The organism is Thiofilum flexile DSM 14609, from assembly GCF_000380185.1.
Classification (GTDB): Bacteria; Pseudomonadota; Gammaproteobacteria; order Thiotrichales; family Thiotrichaceae; genus Thiofilum; species Thiofilum flexile.
Genome location: NZ_KB904780.1, coordinates 151,433 through 171,314, shown reverse-complemented (window position 1 = coordinate 171,314; position 19,882 = coordinate 151,433). Strand labels below are relative to the sequence as shown.

Sequence of the window (19,882 nt, the reverse complement as noted above, 5' to 3'; positions counted from 1 at the left end):
TTATCCCTGTGGTTGTGGTGGCATCATATTATTAGGTGGTGGTTGGGTAAGGCGTAACTCTCCAGCAGGTTGTACTGAAATCGTAGGCGGTAACTCCTGAATAGCCAACACCGGTAAATCAGGGAATTGGGTTGCCAAATGAGTCCGTAAATGCCGACGTAAATCCATCCCGGCTAATACCACAGGGCGTACCGAATCGGGAGAGGCTCGTTGGTTATATTGCTCTTCTAAATAGCGCACGGTATTAAATAAGTTTTGAGCGATATCGGGCGCGAGTGCGAGGAAAATACCTGCCTGAGTTTGACGAATACTGCCTTGTAACAGGCGTTCTGATTCAGGATCAATCATATACACAGGCAATTGCCCTGTTCCACGGGTAAAGGAGTAGGCTATTTGCCGTTTTAAGCCAATCCGCACCCGCTCAGTAAGCATACCCATATCTTTTTCTTCGGCGAATTCAATCAGGGTTTCTAATATCTGGCGTAAGTCACGTATGGAAATACTTTCACTTAATAAGCGCTTGAATACATCAACCATCTTAGTATTAGGAACCGCACGTTGTGCTTCTTGTACTAAAGTGACATAGCCGGCTTCTTCTAGGCGACTCATGAGGGTATGAACCTCTTGTACCCCTACGAACTCTGCTGCATGGCGACGTAGCACAAAGCTTAGATGGCTGCTCACGGTGCGAATCGCTTGGCTACCTGCGCCCGTATCCGCTGGCGTATTGACAGTATTCACCACTGCCATATCTGAGCCAGCACCTGCAGTACTGGCTTTGGGTAATGCTGCCATAGGAGGGGCGCTGAAGTCGCCTTGTGCCACAGGAATACCACGGATCAAAATACGATAGAGATTACCACTGAGCTGTTCCGATAGGCGCAACCCCACCCCAGATAGTGGCACCCCTAAGTCGGTATAAAATTGACGCCGTACTTTAGTAAATTCGTCATTGAGCATGGGCAAAGGAATTTGCGAGCGCATGGTTTCTGGGATTTCAACCAATACGGGATCTAGGGGTTTTAATTCTTCTAATAGCTTAGTGCTATCGTAAGCATCTGCTCCACCACCCGTTAACTTTTCTGCTCCACCTAAAATGGTTGTGGCCTCAGCCACCGCAAATTCGCGTTTTGATTTAGCCTTATTCAACATAAAGCCGGTGAAACCGAGTATGGCACCTAAGATTAAAAACACCATAGTGGGAAAGCCGGGGATAAATCCCATCATGGTGACAATCACCGCCGCTACCATTAGAGCATTAGGCTGATCAAGGAGTTGACCACTAATATCCGTACCTAAATTGCTGTCATCATCCACCGTTACCCGTGAAATAATAATACCGGCAGTGATCGAGATAAATAGGGCTGGAATTTGCGAAATCAGGCCGTCACCGATGGTCAATACTGAGTAGAGTTGCGCTGCATCTCCCGCTGCCATCCCGCGCTGTACCACACCGATGGTAATACCACCGAGGATATTGACTAGAATAATAATTAAACCCGCAATCGCATCCCCTTTGACGAATTTCATCGCACCGTCCATAGAACCGAATAGCTGGCTTTCTTTTTCAAGGCGTAACCGGCGTGAGCGGGCTTCGGTTAAACTAATCACCCCCGCCCGTAAGTCACTGTCAATACTCATTTGTTTACCAGGCATAGCATCCAAAGAAAAGCGTGCTCCTACCTCAGCAATCCGTTCAGAGCCTTTGGTGATAACAATGAATTGCACAATAGTGATAATCAAGAAGATAACAATCCCCACCACCATATTGCCACCGACCACAAACTGTCCAAACGTTTCGATAATTTTACCGGCATCGGCTTCGGTTAAAATCAAGCGTGTCGTTGCAATACTAAGCGATAGCCTAAATAAAGTAGTCAGTAACAGCACGGAAGGAAAGGAGGAGAAATGTAATGGTGAGGGAAGATAAACCGATAACATTAAGAGCAGAATAGCCAGCCCCATATTGGTGGCAATTAAAACGTCCACTATGAGGGTCGGCATAGGCATGATCATCATAAAGATGATCGCTACTAGTAAGATAGCAAGCGCAATATCACTGCGAGCGGTTAATTTTTGTAATAAGCCAGATGATGCGGCACTCATACTGTTACCTATAATTCAGAATGGTCGTTCTTATGATCGAGGCGTACATAACGCTCCATACCCGTCATTTTAATGAGCCGTTGGATTAGCGCATTAGCACCTACTAGGGTAGGGGGAGCGTGATGCGTTTTATAAAACTCTAGTAATACCTGTAGACCCTCTGCGGTCATATAGGGCGTTTGCTCAAAGTTGATGGTGACAGGCGGTGTTATTTTGTTGATGATCGTGCGTAGGTGCTCGGAGAGCGTCACATTCAAAGCCCCCGATAATTGAATAATCGCCTCACCTTCATGGGTTTGGATTTTTATACTACCTTCAGGGATTTGCATGTTTTGTCCTTTTTATTTTGATCCGAACGCGGTGTTAAACACGGTTAATCGACCGATGCTACATATAACTTTCTATCATCAATCCCAATAATTTTAACCCGTGTCCCCGCAGTACAATCAGGACCTGAAACCGTCCAGTCCTCGCGTTGGATGAAAATAGTACCGTGACCATTAATAATCGGCTGGTCTAAAGTAATAATTTCACCTATTAAATGTTGTCCCGGATAAGCACTAAAAAATTCTTTAAAAGATCGAGATAAATCAAAAAATAAGGGGGCTATCACAATGATGACTAGGAGCACTGGAAGCTGCCACTGCCAAAAGGCGGATGGACTCAAGAGCATCAGCAAGCCGGTAATACCCGCTGCTAAGCCTAGCCATTTTTCCCACGATCCATATAAGCTATTTTTATAATGGGCAATCATGCCATTAGGCTGCCTGACCCATTGAGAGAGTCGAAACATGGCACGTTGTACCCATACTTTCAATTCTCCCTCTTGCATGGCCTGCCTAAACCCACTGAACGGTGAGCTAGCTTGTGTTTGACTACCCGGAGACGATTCGGACACCGGTACGAGTCCTTGGTCTTTAGATAATTTGGTTTGATTTTCAGTCATTGTATTAATCATGCTAATAGTAGTGCTGGCCTTAAGTAAAAAGTATTCGGTAGTTAGTAAAATTATTATATAAAGATAACGAACCAATACTTAAATAGAGATATTAACTATTTTTTGGAGTTTGTCTCATTGCCTGAGCTACACCGTCAATACTAGAGCTAGGAATATATTGATCGACTTTACCTTCCTCTAATAGTAATTGAGCGAGTCGCGGATTTTGTACCATGGGCACATTCTCAACTTGAGCAATTTCTAGCATACGCCTCGCCATAGGACCACGACCAATAGCGGCGATAAGTGGTAGTGGTGTAACACCTTGTTCATATTGTAAAGCGATAGATACCCCTATATCAACAATGATGAGACGGGCTGTTTTAATTTTCTTTTGTATATCTTGCTCTGCCAATTCACGACGCATATTACGGCGCTCACCCACCACATGAGGATCACCAAACATTTCTTTAAATTCCCGTTTTATTTCATCTTTAGTCATACGCTGTTCTTTACTAAATTGTTGACGTTGAAAGATAAAATCAATTGCTGCCATGACTAAAATAGCAGGAATAATATAAAGAAATAATTTGCTAACTAAATCTTCATTAATCAATTGCTGACATAAAACATTGCATTGTTGTACATCATTTAATAATAACTTTATACCGATATACAATACATAAAGCATAATAATGCTAATAACAATCGTTTTAATTAGTGAAAGCAGGGTTTCTACTAACTGCTTCACAGAGAAAATACGCTTCATCCCTTCAGCAGGATTGATCTTGGAAAAATTAGGCTTCATACTTTCAAAAGAGAGAATAAAACCAAACTGGGCGATATTGCCAATAATAGCCGCAAGGGTAATAATTAATGAAAAAGGCAGAATAATGTCAATAAGTATTTTGTCAGTAATAGCTTTTAAACTAATACCCAGTGCTTGGTTGAAATCATAACCGGGCAATAGCATAATAATATTAAATAATTCTTTGGTATTTTGTAAAATTAAATTCCAACTTAAGGTGAAATATAAAATAACCGCTAATAAGATAACGGCGGATGGTATGTCTTTGCTGCGTGCTACCTGTCCTCTTTTACGGGCATCACGCAGCTTCTTAGGGGTGGCGTCTTCGGTTTTTTCACCACTACTGCTATCGCTCATTTTAGAATCCCTTCTAAGATCTGTAATTGTGCGGCTAAGGTGATAAAGTTATCGCGTAGATAATTGGCTATAATGATAACGTAGTACATTAAGAAGAAAAAAGCTAAACCACTTTTTAATGGCATGGTCATTTGAAAAAGATTTAATTGTGGCAAATAACGTCCAATTAACCCCGCTCCTAAGTCGATAATAACCATGAGACCTAAAAATGGACCCGCTAATAGTAGAGTGGTATACATGAGCTTATCTAATTGTGATAAGAAGTATCTAATGGTATCTATATTTAAGGGGGGAATAAAATGATTAATAGGCCATGTCTGATAGCTTACATAAATAGCCTGTATTAATAGTAAAAAACTACCACTGACAAATAATAAGGTAATAGTAAGCTGAGAGAGTAAAATCCCCGTAGGAGATACCATGTTAGAGCTTAAAGGAGAGAAGAATAAGGCAGACATGGTGCCACGCTGAGTATCAATCAGAAACCCTGTTGCACGTACTGCCCAAAAAGGAATACTAAAGATAAACCCCATAAATAACCCCAATACACCTTCTTTAATAAGAATAGCAGCCATGAGTACGGAGTTATTATTAATAAGCAATACTTGATCATGCGTTAGTGGTAATAAAAAAGCGGCAAAGGCAATAATAATACCACTACGAATGGTAGCAGGAATGATCGACTCTACGAAAAGAGGCATGATAGCAAACATTACTAATAGGCGAGGCAAGGTGAAAGCCAGTGCTAATAACCAAGGCCTAATTAGATCAAGGAGTTCCATCAGCGTCCTACTCGCACAATCTGATCAAATAAACCCACCGTATACATATAAAGCTCTGGCCCCATCCAGCGAGCAGTGGCAGCTAAAGTGACAATAGTCGCTAATAATTTAAAACCATGCGGTAAGGTTTGCTCCTGAATGGAGGTTAAAGCTTGGAATAAACCAATCAATAATCCGACTAAGGTGGCTGCAATAATGGTTGGCATCGATAAATACAAAACTAATTGCATGGCTTGTGCTGTGTAGTGAATCAGTTGCTCATCGTTCATATTATTGATAACTCAGTAGTAAACCATGAATTAAGCGTGACCAACCATCAACTAAAACAAATAGTAATACCTTAAAGGGTAAAGATACTACGGTAGGGGATACCATCATCATACCCATAGAAAGTAAAATATTTGAAATGATTAGGTCGATTACAATAAAAGGTAGAAAAATTAAAAATCCAATCTGAAACGCTTCCGTTAGCTCACTGACCATAAACGAAGGAATTAATACTAACAAATGTCTTTGATCTACTTCTTGAGCGTATTGTGCAGGCCAGATTTTTTGTGCGGTATCAACAAAAAATTTACGCTCAGACTCTTTAGAATGCTTACTTAAAAAATCTTGTAGCGGCCTAGAGCTATCACTAAAAGCAGAGCCGAAATTGGGATTTTTAATATCAGTAACTTCTATGTTGTAGCTATTAAAGACCTGATAAGTTTCCATGGCGACGGGAGCCATAATATAAATAGATAAAATAATTGCAATACCACTAACCGCCATATTAGGTGGCTCTTGTTGTAAGCCAATAGCACTGCGTGCAATATGAATAACAACAATAAGCTTAATGAAGGAACTGGTTAAAATGGCAATAAAGGGTGCTAGTCCTAATAGGGTCAGCATCCCCATTAGTAACACTGGATTTGGAAAGCTTTCCATGAATTAGCCCGTTTTTTTGTTACCAAAAAGAGTCAGTAATCTAACACCTAAGCGCCCATTAACATCGACTAACTCACCTGTTCCTAATAGTTTATTTTGTGAGCGAATTTGTACTATTTCAGATAGAGGTGTAGATAATTCGATGACATAGCCTGGTCTAAGTTGTTTGATTTCATTAAATGATAAAGTGTGTTGACCTATATCAAAAGTCAATTGAATAGGAACTTGATTGAGTTGATCAATCGTATGTTTTTGTTCTTGATCCGACATGGTGTTCCAATCTGAGTTAATCGTAAGTGACTTGTTATTAGAATTAAATAGGGCAGAACAGTAGGTATTAGAGTATAGAACAAAGCGAACTTGTTGTTGTAAAAAATCACTGTCATTCAGTAGTATTACGTCTGTAAGCTCTAAATTATTAAGTTCGAGTAAAGTTAGTTGTTGGCGGCTTAGTTCAATACGTAGCGGTATTTGTAGTTGATCCCATTCTGGATTAAGGTCAGAGGGCCAGTAACGTAAACGCTCTTGTAGGAGTGGATAAGTACGCTCTTCAACTAATAAGGTTCCGATAACTTGTAGGCTATTATCTGCTTGCCCATCGATTACATTAATTTCAGTTAGTTCAAAACCTAGAGGGAGTGTATAAAGCTGGTTATTTTTATCCGCAGATAAGCCTTCTATTTTTAATTTAGTCCCTAGACCATGCTCAGCCATCATTAATAAAGGCTCTAGAGCATTTTCTAATAAAGCAATGGCTAAGTTTTCAGGTAATCTATCTAGCATTCCTTCAGGAATAAAGCTACGTATATTATCTACTAAAGGCCAATTGGTGAGCCATAGACCTGCTACAGAATCACCTAAGCCTACCGTGAGGCTAATAGGGGATAAATCACGTTGATGTAAATTACCCGGTATTAAACGTAATCTAAAACTTTTAGTTTCATTGAGAGAAAAAGAAAAGACGCGCGATTTATTGAGCAGTAAGTTATTCATACGAACCGCCAATTCTGACTGTCGTTCTAGCTGAAGTGGCTTAAAAGAGATGCTATGACTGCTGCTCATGGTTCTAGTATTGCCGCCTGCTTATCCTTTAGCGAGTATGAGCCAGTATTAACTGTACACCACGCACGGGATGAAGTTTGTTATTAAAATAGTTATGGCTATTGCCCTAAAAGCCCGCCCCACGATAAGGTAATCTTATCGTGGGGCAAGCTTTTAAGCAATGCTAGGCGACTAGCGTACAATAGGTGAGTGACACTAACCTTAACTGAAGTTAGTTCATCCCCAAGTTTGTAAACGAGGTAGGTTAGGATTGGCAATGGCGGCACCTAAGTAGTAACTGCCATAGGTACCACCTGTTGGAACCCAAGAACCATCCGCTCTAAAGCTAACCGATACCTCACCGATACTAGCCGACCAGAAGCGATGGCTACCATCAGTGGCTTGGCCTAGGTAGACCGCATTCCAGCCTTGTACCGCTGAAGAATTATCACCAGGTTTATCAAAGTAATAAGTATTGCCTACCACGAGACGGTCACCTTGGTTGGTATCGAAACGCGCCGTTTCACCCGCTAGGTTAGCATGACCATTCACAACAATTTCACCCGCATTGGCTGTGCGTACTCGTGAAATATAACCACCATCAAAATTAGAGTTATCGAAGGGGTCGTACCATGATGCAACAGTCAACTTACCTTGAGTATTGCGATTAAAGGCATCTGCTCCTACGGTATCTAAGGTTGCCTTGAGATTGATAAGCGTCATCGGTGTCGCGCAATCAAAGAGATAGGAATCACGACTATTAAATACATGATTGAGCGCGTCAGAGGGTCTAATCGCATTACCATTATTATCGGTACTACGCATAACCATGTAACGATTGCCACCGCGTTGTACCACTTCCCAGAATTGATTGCGCTCTAAAACTTGTTCCGTACCAGTAGAACCATTAATAGGATCAGTATAAGTACGGGTTTCAGGGCGTGCTAATGCACTTCCATTAAGCTGTACAATATTATTGGTGAACTTCCAACCTACTCCAATAGAGCCAGTGGTCGCTGCCATATTTTCACGGAAGCGAATTTCACTCATATCTTGGGCAGTGAGTACTTTACTGCGTAATTGATTGCCTGCAGCATCCCTTACTACGACGGTATCACCGACGCTTAGACGGTTATCTGCTGTACCACCTTCTAATGCCGTAATAGTTGAGCCTCTAGCTACCGTGCCATTGTTATCAGTGGCAAACAAGCTACTGAGGATACTACGCTCTGAAGCGGTAAGAGTAGCCGTTGCAGTAGTAGGCGGAGGAGTTGTTCCAGTTCCGGGAGTTGTTCCAGTTCCGGGAGTTGTTCCAGTTCCGGGAGTTGTTCCAGTTCCGGGAGTTGTTCCAGTTCCGGGAGTNGGAGTTGTTCCAGTTCCGGGAGTTGTTCCAGTTCCGGGAGTTGTTCCAGTTCCGGGAGTTGTTCCAGTTCCGGGAGTTGTTCCAGTTCCGGGAGTTGTTCCTTGACCACTCTGGATTTGTTGTAATAACTGAATAATTAAACGCAGTAACTGTAAGAAACTAGGGTTGTTATATAAATTCTGATTACGAAAAGTACCACTAGTGCTGGTAGGGGTGGGCGTAGTAGTACTAGTTGTCCTTATTGGTGTAGTGGTTGAACTCTGAACCGTTGACATGATTGTTATCTCCTTTAAGCCAGGTCAAATACCCATCTTTCCCTAGAAATAAGGTATCTCGCCGTGTGTGTTTACTAATATATTGACCTAGCATATGAGTTACTTGGCTCATAGGTATACAGAGCAAAGATGATTGGGAGCAACTAGCGGACGACCTGTTATCTATCTCTATATCTTTTCCAAAATTATTCGTTATTTGTAGTCAGCCTACAGATCAAGCAAGCCACTAGTGCCCACTTCAAGAGTCGTTCAGTCAAATCGATTTTTGATGAAGTCGCAAAACCCCAAGGACTCATTGGGTATTACGATAAAGAAACACTTTACGCTCACAAAGAAGATGAAGTTAAAGCGGGTTCTGTGAACTGACAGTCTTTAACACCGCATTAGTTTATCGACGCGATGCCTTAAAGCGTTTAGATATTTATGATGATAAGTTTAAAGGGGAAGTATCTGAAGTCGTAAATTAACTGGTATAGATCGTCTCATTAGTACGATGAGTGACACTAACCGTACTAAAGTTAGTTCAGGCCCAATTTTGTAAACGAGGTAGGTTAGGATCGGCGACGGCTGCACCTAGGTAGTAATCGCTATAGGTACCGCCAGCAGGAACCCAAGAACCATCCGCTCTAAATTTAACTGCCACCTCACCAATACTAGACGACCAGAACCGATGGCTACCCTCTGTAGTCTGCCCTAGGTAGACCGCATTCCAACCTTGAAACAAAGAGCTAGTATCGCCCGGTTTATCAAAGTAGTAGATATTACCTACTATAAAACGATCACCTTGATTAGTGTCGAAACGTGCCGTTTCACCCGCTAGATTAGCATGACCATTCACAACAATTTCACCCGCATTAGCTTTGCGTAATCGGAAAATATAACCACCATCAGAATGATAGTTATCAAAAGGGTCATACCATGCAGAAATAGTTAACTTACCTTGAGTATTACGATCAAAGGCATCTGCCCCAATGGTATCCAGCGTGGCTTTAAGATTGAGCACAGTCATCGGTGTTGCGCAATCAAAGAGATAAGAGCCACGATTGCTAAAGATGTGATTGATTGCATCAGAGGGTCTAAGCGCCCTGCCGTTATTATCGGTACTACGCATAACCATGTAACGACGGCTGCCCCGTTCTACCACCTCCCAGAATTTATTGCGTTCTAACACACGCTCTGTACCTGTAGAGCCATTAATAGGATCTGTATAGGTACGAGTTTCTGGGCGTGCTAATGTACCGCCCGCTATTTTTACAAGGTTATCTGTAAGACCCCAACCTGATTTTATAGATCCAGTCGTGGCAACCATATTTTCACGGAAGCGAATCTCACTCATATCTTGAGCCGTGAGTTGTTTACTGCCTAATTGATTGCCCGCCGCATCACTGACTACAACGATATCACCCGCGCTTAGACGGTTATCTGCTACACCACCTTCTAAGACAGTAATGGTGGCGTCTACTGTGCCATTGTCATTAGTCGCAAATAAACTATTGAGAATATTGCGCTCTGAAGTGGTAAGAGTAGCTGGTGCAGAGGTTGGCACCGGAATAGGTGTGGGTGTTTGTTGGCTTTGAATTTGTTGTAATAACTGAGCAATTAAATACAGTGGCTGTAAAGAGCTGGGGTTGTTATACAGGTTCTGATTGCCAATAGTACCCATACTAGTAGGTGTTGTTGTAGTTGTTCTTAACGGTGTACTAATTGAACTTTGAACCGCTGACATAGTTATTATCTCCTTTGAGCCTGGTCAAACACTTACTTCCCTTAAGTTAAGGTATTGCGCCTTTTGTGTTTACTAATATATTACCTAGCATGTGAGTTACTTGGCTCGTAGGTATATAGCGTGACGATGATAGGGAGTAAGCAGCGGACAATCTGTTATAGGCCAGTAATTTGTATCATGATTAGCGTGCGAGGGTGGTGAGTCGTGCTGTTCCTTCCATACCTATTTTTTTAACGTCTATCTTGCGGTACTTGGTCTGTTAATCTGGTTGGTGTCACACTACCTAAAACATTTTGCTAGAAAATATAAATTTTATCTGAGAATACTTAGCATGTTACGCGCCAAACTCCTTATATTTTTAATCAGTTGGATGATGATACCCCTTGGTCATACAGCATCTCTACCGTGGGGAGATCGGCCCTATTCGCATTTTTCAGATCAAGAACCCTTAGCCGACATGCTGACTACTTTAGCCGCTAATGAAAAAACGCCTATTGTAGTAAGCCCACAGATCAAACAAGTCATCAGTGCCCACTTCAAGAGTCGTTCAGTAAAATCGATTTTTGATGAAGTCGCAAAAACCCAAGGACTCATTTGGTATTACGATAAAGAAACACTTTATGTTTACAAAGAAGATGAAGTTAAAACGGGTTCTGTAAGTTTACAGTCTTTAACACCGCATGAGTTTATTGATGCCTTAAAGCGCTTGGATATTTATGATGATAAGTTTAAATGGGAAGTATCTGAGGTAGACAATCTTATTAAATTAACCGGGCCAGATCGTCTCATTAGTACCGTGATTGATAATGCAAAATTAATGGATTCACAAGCCTCCAAAGAAAAGCGTATTTATAAATGGAAGGATGCCAATGGTAAGGTGCATTATAGTTCTGATCGACCACCTAGTGGTAATTGGGATGTGAAGGTTAATGAAAAATATCCAGGTGTGGTAGTATTAGACGTGGTTCCTGGCAAAAAATAGTGGCAAATATTAAATAATAAAATCACTTGAGTTTAAATTATATTATGAGTGTTCAGCATACTGTGTATTTATTGAAAGTTTTAAGCGGAGCTAATGCAGGGGCAATAGTGCGCTTAAAAACCGGTACATTAACTATTGGGCGCTCAATGGCTTGCGATATTATCTTGCATGATGAAAATATCGCTGAGCAGCACGTTAATATCGATATTACTAACGATACGATTATACTTAAGCCCTTAGCCTTACCCGTATTAGTAGATGGGCAAGATGTTAGTGCGCATGAGATAAAAATTAATCCTTATCAGATTGTTACGGTGGGTGATGTAGATTTTTTTATCGCTGATCCTCGTATGTCTGAGTCAGAGGCCAAGGTAGCTAATGCACGAATACGTAGGGATCAATCGGCTCAAGCTCAAAAGCTATCAGGCTCCGCAAAGGCGAATAGTACAATAGGAAAAAATAAAACAAAAAAAGGTTTTTTAAGTAATAAAAGTTATTTGTGGTTAGGACTATTACTCCTATTAGTGGCTAATTTACTTTATTTTTTACCCAATTTAATTTCAATGTCTGAGAAGCTAGGTATTAAATCAACACCTATTGATGATACTAAGCAGCTAATTAATAATTTAAATAACCCAACTTTAACGGTTGTGGAAAGATCTCCGAATAATATTGTGGTTACGGGCTACGCTAAGAATACAGCGGAACGTAATGATATTGTCAATCAGGTCATGCGCATGGGTAAAAATGTCACCCATCGCATTTGGATTAATAGTGAACTGGCTGATAGTGCCTCAATGATTGCCAATACTTTAGGCGAAAAAGGCATTCATTTTAAGCCTAAGGCTGAGCCGGGCATGGTGTCAGCGTTTGGATTTGTCAGCAATAGTCAGGATTGGGAACGCGTCAAAGCTAGCATATTAGCAGACGTGGTAGGTATTAAGCAGATTGATGAGTCTGAGCTGCAAACTTTGCTCAAGCGTTTGGAGGCTTTGCAACAGTTCATCGAAAAAAATGGCCTTTCAGACCGTATTCGCGTGGCAATCAATCAAGGAAAGATTACAGTAAGCGGAGAGTTAACTAATACAGAAATTAAACGTTGGAAGGATCTATACGCTGAATTTATCGCGACTTACGGTGAAGGCCCCAGCATTGTGGAGAACTTATATGATGCACGAGATCGGATTAAGTTAGCAATACGTAGTGTAAGTGTCGGTGATGTACCTTTTTTAGTCTCTAAGGATGGAAAAAAGTATATGGTGGGTTCAAGTTTAGGTAATAGTTATTTTATCAAAGACATTAAGCCCGACTATATACTACTCACTAATAAAGGTGTTGATATTCCAATTTATTATGGTCTAGAGGAAAAATAACAATGCCATTACAAATAGAAGAAAGTTTAAAAAATGATGTTTCAGGTGTTTATAAGAATGAGTTATTAGAGAAGTTTCACCAAGCATCTTCTCAAATACGCATGGAAATCAACCAAGGTGTTGATCCAGTTGAATATAATAAACTGGATAAATTGCTTCGAGCGATTGAGGCAAGTTCTGAAGTGGTCGAACAGGTTTGGGGACAACGTTAACCTCAATCTTGCAATAAAAGTTAGCCTATTGAATAGCGCTAATAGACCTAGTAGTTATAATAATAGCTACAGGTATTTTGATAAATTAATAAGGAGATAATTGAATGTCTGATTTAGCTGTTTCATCTAGCACTGCTGCTACTGATCCATATGCATCTGCTTTGGCGGATATGAAAACTCAACAAGCGAATAGCTTAAAGAGCCAAGCAGCAATGACGCAAATGAATGCTGACTTTACTGCAAAAAGTGATATGATTTCTATGCAATCTGCTATGAAAGATAAAATTCACAATGCGATTGCTCAGCAAATCCGTAGCTTAAGTCAATAATAGCTTCTGAAAATACTATGGCGTTTTATACGCCATAGTATTAGTCTGTTAGTTGATGGCTATAAGTTTAGATAAAATTTGCCATGAGCTTTAAAGTTTACTATATATAAATATTAATAAGTTTTTTGTTTAGTCAGCGAGTTTTTAAGTACCACTTGATCCAAGTAGCCTTTTATCCATTTGCTTGTGATGTTATAAAGGATTTTAGGTAAAATTATTAAATTAGCTGATTGTTAGCTGAATGTCGCTACAAAATAAATACTTAACAAAAAGTAGCTTATATTTCTGGATGATCTTAGCGGTAGAGGTATTAATTTGAATATTCAAAAATATACTTACAGCAGTATTGAAAGAAACTAGGTTATTATTTTTTGTGATATAATGAGTAGCATTATTTATAATCTTAAATATGAAGTAAAAAAATGAAAGCAACAACTGAATTACTGCAATTACTTTCTGAAATTGGTTATATGGCTTGTTTTAAAGGGGATATTCAACGAGCGAAAGTTATCATGGATGGTGTAGATGCAGTAGGACGTGAGCAAACACCAATTAAAATGGGCTTGGCGATTACTCGTATTTATTCAGGTGAATATGATACGGCTATTGATATTTTACGTAATCAGATTTTAGTCAATGAGCCTAATCACATGAGCGCTAAATGCTTCTTAGGTATTGCCTTAAATCAGATTGGACAACAAAGTGAAGCACAGCAACTATTTAGGGAGGTATCTGCTCATGGTAATGCAGATGAACAAAGTATTGCTAATGCTTATCTCAACCAATAGTAATAGTAGAGGAGTATTACTCCATGATTGAATCCAGTGTATTAATGAGCACGCCCCCCCTTAGTGGTGTGGGTGCTCCTGCAACACAAACATTACCACCACCACAGTCACAAGATGTGATGCGTTTTGATGACCTTATGAGTGGTCAATTGGATTTGTCCTCTATAAAGAGTAATACCAATGATCAGGCTGTACTCCAAGTAGTAGAGCCTAACACAGGTGTTGAGTCGACCTCGCTTAAGGACATGGTCATTAATAAACTAGCTAATATGGACGACTCCTATTCCAGTTTGTTAAATCAACTGAAAGATCGTCCACAGTTTAGTAGTTATCTGAGTGATGCTGGGGTGCAAGGTAGTGATTCTTCGGTACGTACTTATCCCGATGTAGGTTCTGTCAATACAACAGAGACTGATAACTATCAAACAGCTCTACAGGATATGCACAAAACCCAAGAGGCCGCGCTTAATTATCAGAAAGATACTACCGCTTGGACATTTAATGCCCAAATGTGGTCAACGACGATTAATTTAGCCTCTGCGATGGTAAACCAAGTAGCACAAGGCTTCAAAACCTTATTTAGAGCGAGTGGCTGATATTAATACTTTAGGTGTCAAATGAATATTATAACAATAAGACTAAAAACCAAGCTCGCTTTATTATTGAGTATTTTCTTATTAGCTGGCTGTAAAGTACAGTTACACAGCCAGCTTAATGAGATTGATGCTAATAATATGATGGCTATTCTATTAGAAAATGATATCGGCGCTGAAAAGATTGCTGATCTTAAAAATGGAACCTATACCCTGAATGTGGATGACTCTAAGATTCCTCAAGCAGTCGCTTTATTGAGAGAACATGGTTATCCGCGTGAAAAGGTAGCCTCAATGCAGGAGCTGTTTAAGAAAGATGGTCTTATTTCTTCACCTTTAGAAGAGCGTGCGCGTTATATTTATGCTTTATCGCAAAGTGTACAGGAAACCTTATCTCAAATTGACGGTGTCCTAGTCGCGCGGGTGCATGTGGTATTGCCTGAGGATGCCACGGTGACTAATAATAATCCGGTTACACCTTCATCAGCCTCGGTATTTATTAAGTATCATCCTTCCTTTGAGCTGGAAAGTATGAAGTCTGAAATTAAGCTAATTGTGGAAAAAAGTATCCAAGGTTTAAGCTATGATAAGGTTTCAGTCGTTATGGTTCCAGCTCAATTACCTAATACGTCGAAATAAATACCGTCAACCAGCCAGAGGCTCTAATAAATATTAGAGCCATCGCTTTGGGTTTTAAATAGTTTCATAAGCCATAAATACTGTTCGGGATGTAAGGCGATTAATTGCTCTAGTGCTTGATTCATTAGCGTAGCATCGGCTGCTTCACCCCCTAAGGGATAAGGAGCGAGAGCCTCACTGATATTAATATGGTATTGCCCGGTGGTTTCATCAAAAAAAGCTAAGGAAACAAAAGCAGTAGCTTTGCCTAATTCGGCAATGCGGGCAGGTGTTGTCAGTGTGGCTTTGTCTTGTCCCATAAACGGGACTATGACCGAGGCTTTTAATCCTAAATCCTCATCTGGTAAGAAAATGAGTATCAAGCCGGGTTTTAAGGAACGTACTAGTTTTAGTAAACCCGCCTCACGCGGAATGACAAACTCCACATCTTTTAGCCGACTCCGTGCAATGAGCCAATCAAAAATAGGCTGGCTAAAGGGCTTATAAGAACCATAGGCAGCATAGTGTAATCCTATGGCGAGTGGTGCAAACTCCAGCCAAGTTGAATGCCCTAGTAGTAAGATAATAGGTTGATTTTCCGCTACGGCTTGCTTAAACGTCTCAGGTAGGTGAAGTCGAATCCGTTTAGCGAGTGTTACACGGGAGCGAAAAAATAACACACTGTAGTCTAAGAGTGCAGCGGCATAATGTTGTAGGTGCTTCAGCGTCCAAGCGGCTCTTTCTGCCTCCGAGAGTCGAGGATAACAATGCTTGAGATTAGTCTCGACAATAGCTCGTCTTTTAGCCTGATACCGATACAATATGCGCCCTAGTTGTTTGCCTAGCGACCAGCGTGCTTGCCACGGTAAGTAAGCTAAGGGCAGCAACAACGCTATTCCCAGCCAAGCAAGCCAATAGCGTGGATGCACCCAGCGCCACTCAAAAGAGGGCGCGGTAAACGATTGTTTCATTGCGTTTTAGATTAACTAGCTTGGCGGTGACAGGAAATCGCCTGTGCCTGCATTTGTAGCTCAAACCATTCTCCCGCATCATTGACCGCTTGAGGTTGTCCTTTTAAGCCAAAATCAATTACCCGGCTGCGCTCTGTACTAGGTAAACTAGAGAGACGTACCGCAGGAAAGGTTTCCAATAATTGCTCCATCATAGGAATTAAATCACTTTCTAAGACATTACACAGTTCCCAACGTTGTTCGACATCAGGATTCGGTGTTTGGAGGTGGCGATAATGCGTGTCTAATACCCACTCAATCATGGGTTCAGCCATTTTGGGAAAGCCGGGGACAAAATGATGATGAGCTACTTTAAAGCCCGGTACGTTATTAATAGGATTAGGAATAAGTGTACAGCCATCGGGTAACTCAGCCATACGAATGCGTTGAGGATAGGCTTTGTCACCAAATTGGCGTTCAATTAAAGCCACAGCTTGAGGGTGGCGAAAAAGTTTCAGGCCAAACGCTTCTGCCGCACATTGGCGGGTTAAATCATCTGGAGTGGCACCAATCCCCCCAAAACTCATTACTATTTCATGCGTTTGTTGTGTTTCACGAAAGGTCGTTAATAAGGCTTCACGCTCATCAGCGACCATACGAACCCAAGCTAAAGTCATTCCACGTGCTTTAAGCGCTACAATGACATTCGCCATATGCTTATCTTGGCGTTGTCCGCTTAATAGCTCGTCCCCAATTAAGATCAGTCCTACACGATTGGATACTGCCTTCATTGCTTAGCCCCTAACTGTTGTGCGCGTTGGCGCGTTAAATCTGCTTGTCGTTGCCATTGGCTTTGAACGTGAGAATCGGCTTCGGGCCAGCCTTGGGTATGTTGTTGTACCAAATCAGCCAGCATCCGAATGTGATCTTCGCGTACGTTCAGAGCTGGAACGTAATCATACTGCTCTCCACCTGCTTTAATAAAGAGTTCTTGGTTTTCGATTTGAATTTCTTCTAAGGTTTCTAGACAGTCGGCAGCAAAACCGGGGCATATCACGGTTACTTTTTTAATACCCTCATTTGGTAAAGCCTCTAAGGTTTTATCCGTATAGGGTTGTAGCCACTCTGCTTTACCAAAGCGCGACTGAAAGGTGACTCGATATTCATGGGGTCGCAGATTTAATTCTTCAGCCAATAATCGTGCGGTTTTATGGCACTCACAGAAATAGGGATCTCCTAGGGTTAAATTACGTTTGGGGATACCGTGAAAGGACATCAGCAGCAGTTGCCCACGGTTATGCTTATCCCAATGGTCACGCGTACTATTGGCGAGTGCTTTAATATAGTTTTCGTGATCGTGATAGTGATTAATCTGGCGTAACTCAGGCATCCAGCGCCAACGCCCTAGCTCTTTAAACACGGCAGTAAAGGTTGTGCCGCTGGTGGTGGATGAATATTGCGGATAGAGCGGTAATACCACTAAGCGGCGCATACCTTGCTGGCGTAGTTCCTCTAGCGCGTTTTCAATGGAGGGTTTGCCATAACGCATGGCGAGTGCCACTTTGACTGCACCAGAAAAGCGTATGTCTAACTCACGTTGTAATAATTGTTGTTGTTGCTGGCTAATGCTTAAGAGCGGAGAGCCTTGCTCCGTCCAAATTTTCTGATATTTTTCTGCACTCACGGCAGGACGTTTGGGTAAAATAGCGCCATATAGAATGGGATACCAAATCAAACGCGGAATTTCGACCACACGCGGGTCGGATAAGAATTGTCTTAAATAGCGCCGTACTGAAGGAGTATCGGGTGCGTCAGGTGTACCAAGATTCACTAATAAAACACCAATGGCCTCGGTTTTACCATGAAAAAAATCGGTTTCATTATTTAATCGGCTCATAAGAATCACACTGGACTGCTAAAAGTTGGTGCAGGATAAACCTAGCACTCCTAAAAATAAACTTAGGTACAGTGTAATAAGGTAATAATAAGTATTTGAGCCAAGGTAATCGGGTATACCTACTTGGATAAGAGCGAGAGGCTTGACGCTGATGGAGCGCACTCGTTAGATTAGAGAGCTTACCGATAGAGAGAGCAATCATGCTACCAGATTTAGCACAGGTTACCCAATGGGTAAAGTATGTGGCACAACAAGAAATTGCACCACGTTTTAATAAAATTGGCTTTGCTATTAAAACCGATGGTAGCGTCGTGACCGAGGCGGATCTAGCTAGTCATCAGGCATTAGAGGGTATTTTTGCCAAAACCTACCCCCATATCGCTTTCCTCAGTGAGGAAATGAGTACGCAAGAGCAGCAAGAGCTATTAGCCACTAGTGAATGGCTATGGGTGCTAGATCCTTTGGATGGCACGAGTAATTTTACGGCGGGAGTTCCTTTATTTTGTACTTCGCTCGCCTTATTGCATCGGGGTGAAGTGGTGCAGGCGGTGACTTATGATGTACTACATGATGAGGTTTTCACAGCGCAATTAGGGCAGGGGGCGTATTTAAATGGTAAACGCCTGTATTGCAGAACCAGTGGTCTGAGCTTAAAGCAATCAGTAGGTCTCATTGACTTTAAGCGCTTAAGCCCTGTATTACGGACTAACTTGGTGAATCAAACGCCCTATGGCTCCCAGCGTAACTTAGGTACTTGTGCGTTAGAGTGGGCGTGGATGGCAGCCGGACGGGGGCAGATTTATCTGCATGGTGGTATGAAACTGTGGGATTTAGCGGCAGGTACTTTATTGCTAAAAGAAGCCGGCGGAATAGCTAGAGCCTTGGATGGTAATCCCGTCTCTACGATTAAAGTAGAAAGCCAATCCGTCATTGCGGCCTCTGATCCCACCCTATTTGCTACTTGGCAGCAAGTGATTACCCAATATGCAACTGAAATGACACATGTCTAATCAACCTATTGGTGTATTTGACTCTGGGTTAGGTGGGTTATCGGTTTTATTAGAAATTGAGCGCCAATTACCCGCTGAAGATCTGGTTTACGTCGCAGATTCTGCTCATGCCCCTTATGGGGCAAAAACAGCAGACTATATGGCGGAGCGCTGTATTAAAATCAGTGATTTTTTACTGAGTCAGCGGGTAAAGGTTATTGTAGTTGCTTGTAATACAGCCACTGCTTATGCAGCGGAGGTACTCAGGCAACACCTGACCATTCCGATCATTGGTCTAGAGCCTGCGGTGAAACCAGCGGTTAAATTGACCCAAACGGGCAAAATTGGCGTATTGGCTACGCGCCAAACGGCGAATAGCGCTCGCTTGCAGCGTTTAATAGATACCTATGCTCAAAATACTCAAGTAGTGGTACAAGCCTGCCCTGGCTTAGTTGAGCATGTAGAGGCTGGAGATTTTAATAGTGCCGAATTAAAACAATTATTGAGTGAATACTTAAAACCCCTGCAAGAGCAAGGCGTGGACACTTTAGTATTAGGTTGTACCCATTATCCCTTTTTGCGCCAGACGCTCATGGAGCTAATTCAGGGGCAAATGACTATTGTTGAGACCAGCCAAGCGGTGACGCGTCAGGTGGTGAATATTTTAACTCAACACCAGCTTTTACAGACGAATCCTTTAGCTCAGCGTCGGGTGCAGTTTTACTCTAGCTTACAGGGTGAGTTACTAGAAAAAAGTGCCAAGAGTGCCGCCTTATTATGGCAAAGAGAGTTAGAGCTACTCTCTTTACCTGCAGAGTTTAGATAAGTG

22 protein-coding genes are annotated in these 19,882 nt (G+C 41.6%); 9 read left to right on the top strand and 13 right to left on the bottom strand.

Going from position 1 to position 19,882, the window contains the following annotated elements:
- The 10 genes from sctV to A3IK_RS0112885 all read right to left on the bottom strand — a co-directional run bounded on the left by sctV (position 1) and on the right by A3IK_RS0112885 (position 10,322).
- The gene (sctV, locus tag A3IK_RS0112935) at positions 1–2,106 is read right to left on the bottom strand and encodes a type III secretion system export apparatus subunit SctV (protein WP_020560412.1); all 2,106 of its coding nucleotides are present in this window, start codon (positions 2,104–2,106) and stop codon (positions 1–3) included.
- Between the two features lie 8 nt (positions 2,107–2,114).
- Positions 2,115–2,435 carry an STAS domain-containing protein gene (locus A3IK_RS0112930; RefSeq protein ID WP_020560411.1) on the bottom strand — a complete coding sequence of 107 codons (321 nt, stop codon included), beginning with the start codon at positions 2,433–2,435 and terminating at the stop codon, positions 2,115–2,117.
- Positions 2,436–2,479: 44 nt separating this feature from the next.
- On the bottom strand, positions 2,480–3,052 hold the full coding sequence (locus tag A3IK_RS20450; protein ID WP_020560410.1) for an NfeD family protein: 573 nt from the start codon (positions 3,050–3,052) through the stop codon (positions 2,480–2,482).
- 103 nt (positions 3,053–3,155) lie between these two features.
- Entirely contained in the window at positions 3,156–4,208 is a 1,053-nt protein-coding gene (locus A3IK_RS0112920) for an EscU/YscU/HrcU family type III secretion system export apparatus switch protein (RefSeq protein ID WP_020560409.1), read from the bottom strand.
- Entirely contained in the window at positions 4,205–4,990 is a 786-nt protein-coding gene (gene sctT / locus A3IK_RS0112915) for a type III secretion system export apparatus subunit SctT (protein ID WP_020560408.1), read from the bottom strand. Before sctT ends, A3IK_RS0112920 begins: the two co-directional genes overlap by 4 nt.
- Positions 4,990–5,259 carry a type III secretion system export apparatus subunit SctS gene (gene sctS, locus A3IK_RS0112910; RefSeq protein ID WP_020560407.1) on the bottom strand — a complete coding sequence of 90 codons (270 nt, stop codon included), beginning with the start codon at positions 5,257–5,259 and terminating at the stop codon, positions 4,990–4,992. Before sctS ends, sctT begins: the two co-directional genes overlap by 1 nt.
- A gap of 1 nt (position 5,260) precedes the next feature.
- The gene (gene sctR, locus A3IK_RS0112905) at positions 5,261–5,917 is read right to left on the bottom strand and encodes a type III secretion system export apparatus subunit SctR (protein WP_020560406.1); all 657 of its coding nucleotides are present in this window, start codon (positions 5,915–5,917) and stop codon (positions 5,261–5,263) included.
- A 3-nt stretch (positions 5,918–5,920) separates the two neighbouring features.
- Positions 5,921–6,910, bottom strand: a complete 990-nt coding sequence (gene sctQ, locus A3IK_RS0112900; RefSeq protein WP_020560405.1) for a type III secretion system cytoplasmic ring protein SctQ — start codon at positions 6,908–6,910, stop codon at positions 5,921–5,923.
- A 285-nt stretch (positions 6,911–7,195) separates the two neighbouring features.
- Positions 7,196–7,981, bottom strand: coding sequence for a hypothetical protein (locus tag A3IK_RS21910; RefSeq protein WP_425425437.1), 786 nt, complete (start codon positions 7,979–7,981; stop codon positions 7,196–7,198).
- A gap of 1,138 nt (positions 7,982–9,119) precedes the next feature.
- Positions 9,120–10,322 (bottom strand): hypothetical protein, encoded by a 1,203-nt coding sequence (locus A3IK_RS0112885; protein ID WP_020560402.1) that lies wholly within the window; start codon positions 10,320–10,322, stop codon positions 9,120–9,122.
- Between the two features lie 370 nt (positions 10,323–10,692).
- Between A3IK_RS0112885 and A3IK_RS0112880 the strand changes: the two genes are divergently transcribed.
- The 7 genes from A3IK_RS0112880 (at position 10,693) to sctJ (ending at position 15,238) form a co-directional block, all read left to right on the top strand.
- Positions 10,693–11,304, top strand: a complete 612-nt coding sequence (locus A3IK_RS0112880; protein ID WP_162596656.1) for a DUF4124 domain-containing protein — start codon at positions 10,693–10,695, stop codon at positions 11,302–11,304.
- A 44-nt stretch (positions 11,305–11,348) separates the two neighbouring features.
- Positions 11,349–12,677 carry a type III secretion system inner membrane ring subunit SctD gene (gene sctD, locus A3IK_RS0112875; protein WP_026220957.1) on the top strand — a complete coding sequence of 443 codons (1,329 nt, stop codon included), beginning with the start codon at positions 11,349–11,351 and terminating at the stop codon, positions 12,675–12,677.
- A 2-nt stretch (positions 12,678–12,679) separates the two neighbouring features.
- Entirely contained in the window at positions 12,680–12,889 is a 210-nt protein-coding gene (locus tag A3IK_RS0112870; RefSeq protein ID WP_020560399.1) for an EscE/YscE/SsaE family type III secretion system needle protein co-chaperone, read from the top strand.
- A gap of 104 nt (positions 12,890–12,993) precedes the next feature.
- The gene (locus A3IK_RS0112865; protein ID WP_020560398.1) at positions 12,994–13,218 is read left to right on the top strand and encodes a hypothetical protein; all 225 of its coding nucleotides are present in this window, start codon (positions 12,994–12,996) and stop codon (positions 13,216–13,218) included.
- 422 nt (positions 13,219–13,640) lie between these two features.
- Positions 13,641–14,006 carry a tetratricopeptide repeat protein gene (locus A3IK_RS0112860; protein ID WP_020560397.1) on the top strand — a complete coding sequence of 122 codons (366 nt, stop codon included), beginning with the start codon at positions 13,641–13,643 and terminating at the stop codon, positions 14,004–14,006.
- A 23-nt stretch (positions 14,007–14,029) separates the two neighbouring features.
- A complete protein-coding gene (locus tag A3IK_RS0112855; protein ID WP_020560396.1) occupies positions 14,030–14,602 on the top strand; it encodes a hypothetical protein in 573 nt (190 codons plus the stop codon).
- A 21-nt stretch (positions 14,603–14,623) separates the two neighbouring features.
- Complete coding sequence (gene sctJ, locus A3IK_RS19410; RefSeq protein ID WP_020560395.1) at positions 14,624–15,238, top strand: type III secretion system inner membrane ring lipoprotein SctJ; 615 nt, start codon at positions 14,624–14,626, stop codon at positions 15,236–15,238.
- Between the two features lie 23 nt (positions 15,239–15,261).
- On the opposite strand, the gene A3IK_RS0112845 is transcribed toward sctJ, so the two are convergent.
- From A3IK_RS0112845 to hemH, 3 genes are read right to left on the bottom strand one after another with little or no spacing between them, the layout of a single operon-like run.
- On the bottom strand, positions 15,262–16,188 hold the full coding sequence (locus A3IK_RS0112845; protein WP_020560394.1) for a lysophospholipid acyltransferase family protein: 927 nt from the start codon (positions 16,186–16,188) through the stop codon (positions 15,262–15,264).
- 11 nt (positions 16,189–16,199) lie between these two features.
- Positions 16,200–16,958, bottom strand: a complete 759-nt coding sequence (locus A3IK_RS0112840; RefSeq protein WP_020560393.1) for a competence/damage-inducible protein A — start codon at positions 16,956–16,958, stop codon at positions 16,200–16,202.
- The gene (gene hemH / locus A3IK_RS0112835) at positions 16,955–18,064 is read right to left on the bottom strand and encodes a ferrochelatase (RefSeq protein WP_020560392.1); all 1,110 of its coding nucleotides are present in this window, start codon (positions 18,062–18,064) and stop codon (positions 16,955–16,957) included. The genes A3IK_RS0112840 and hemH overlap by 4 nt, the downstream gene beginning before the upstream one ends.
- A 200-nt stretch (positions 18,065–18,264) precedes the next feature.
- Between hemH and A3IK_RS0112830 the strand changes: the two genes are divergently transcribed.
- Positions 18,265–19,074, top strand: coding sequence for an inositol monophosphatase family protein (locus A3IK_RS0112830; RefSeq protein ID WP_020560391.1), 810 nt, complete (start codon positions 18,265–18,267; stop codon positions 19,072–19,074).
- Entirely contained in the window at positions 19,067–19,879 is an 813-nt protein-coding gene (gene murI, locus A3IK_RS0112825; RefSeq protein ID WP_020560390.1) for a glutamate racemase, read from the top strand. The genes A3IK_RS0112830 and murI overlap by 8 nt, the downstream gene beginning before the upstream one ends.
- Positions 19,880–19,882: the final 3 nt, after the last annotated feature.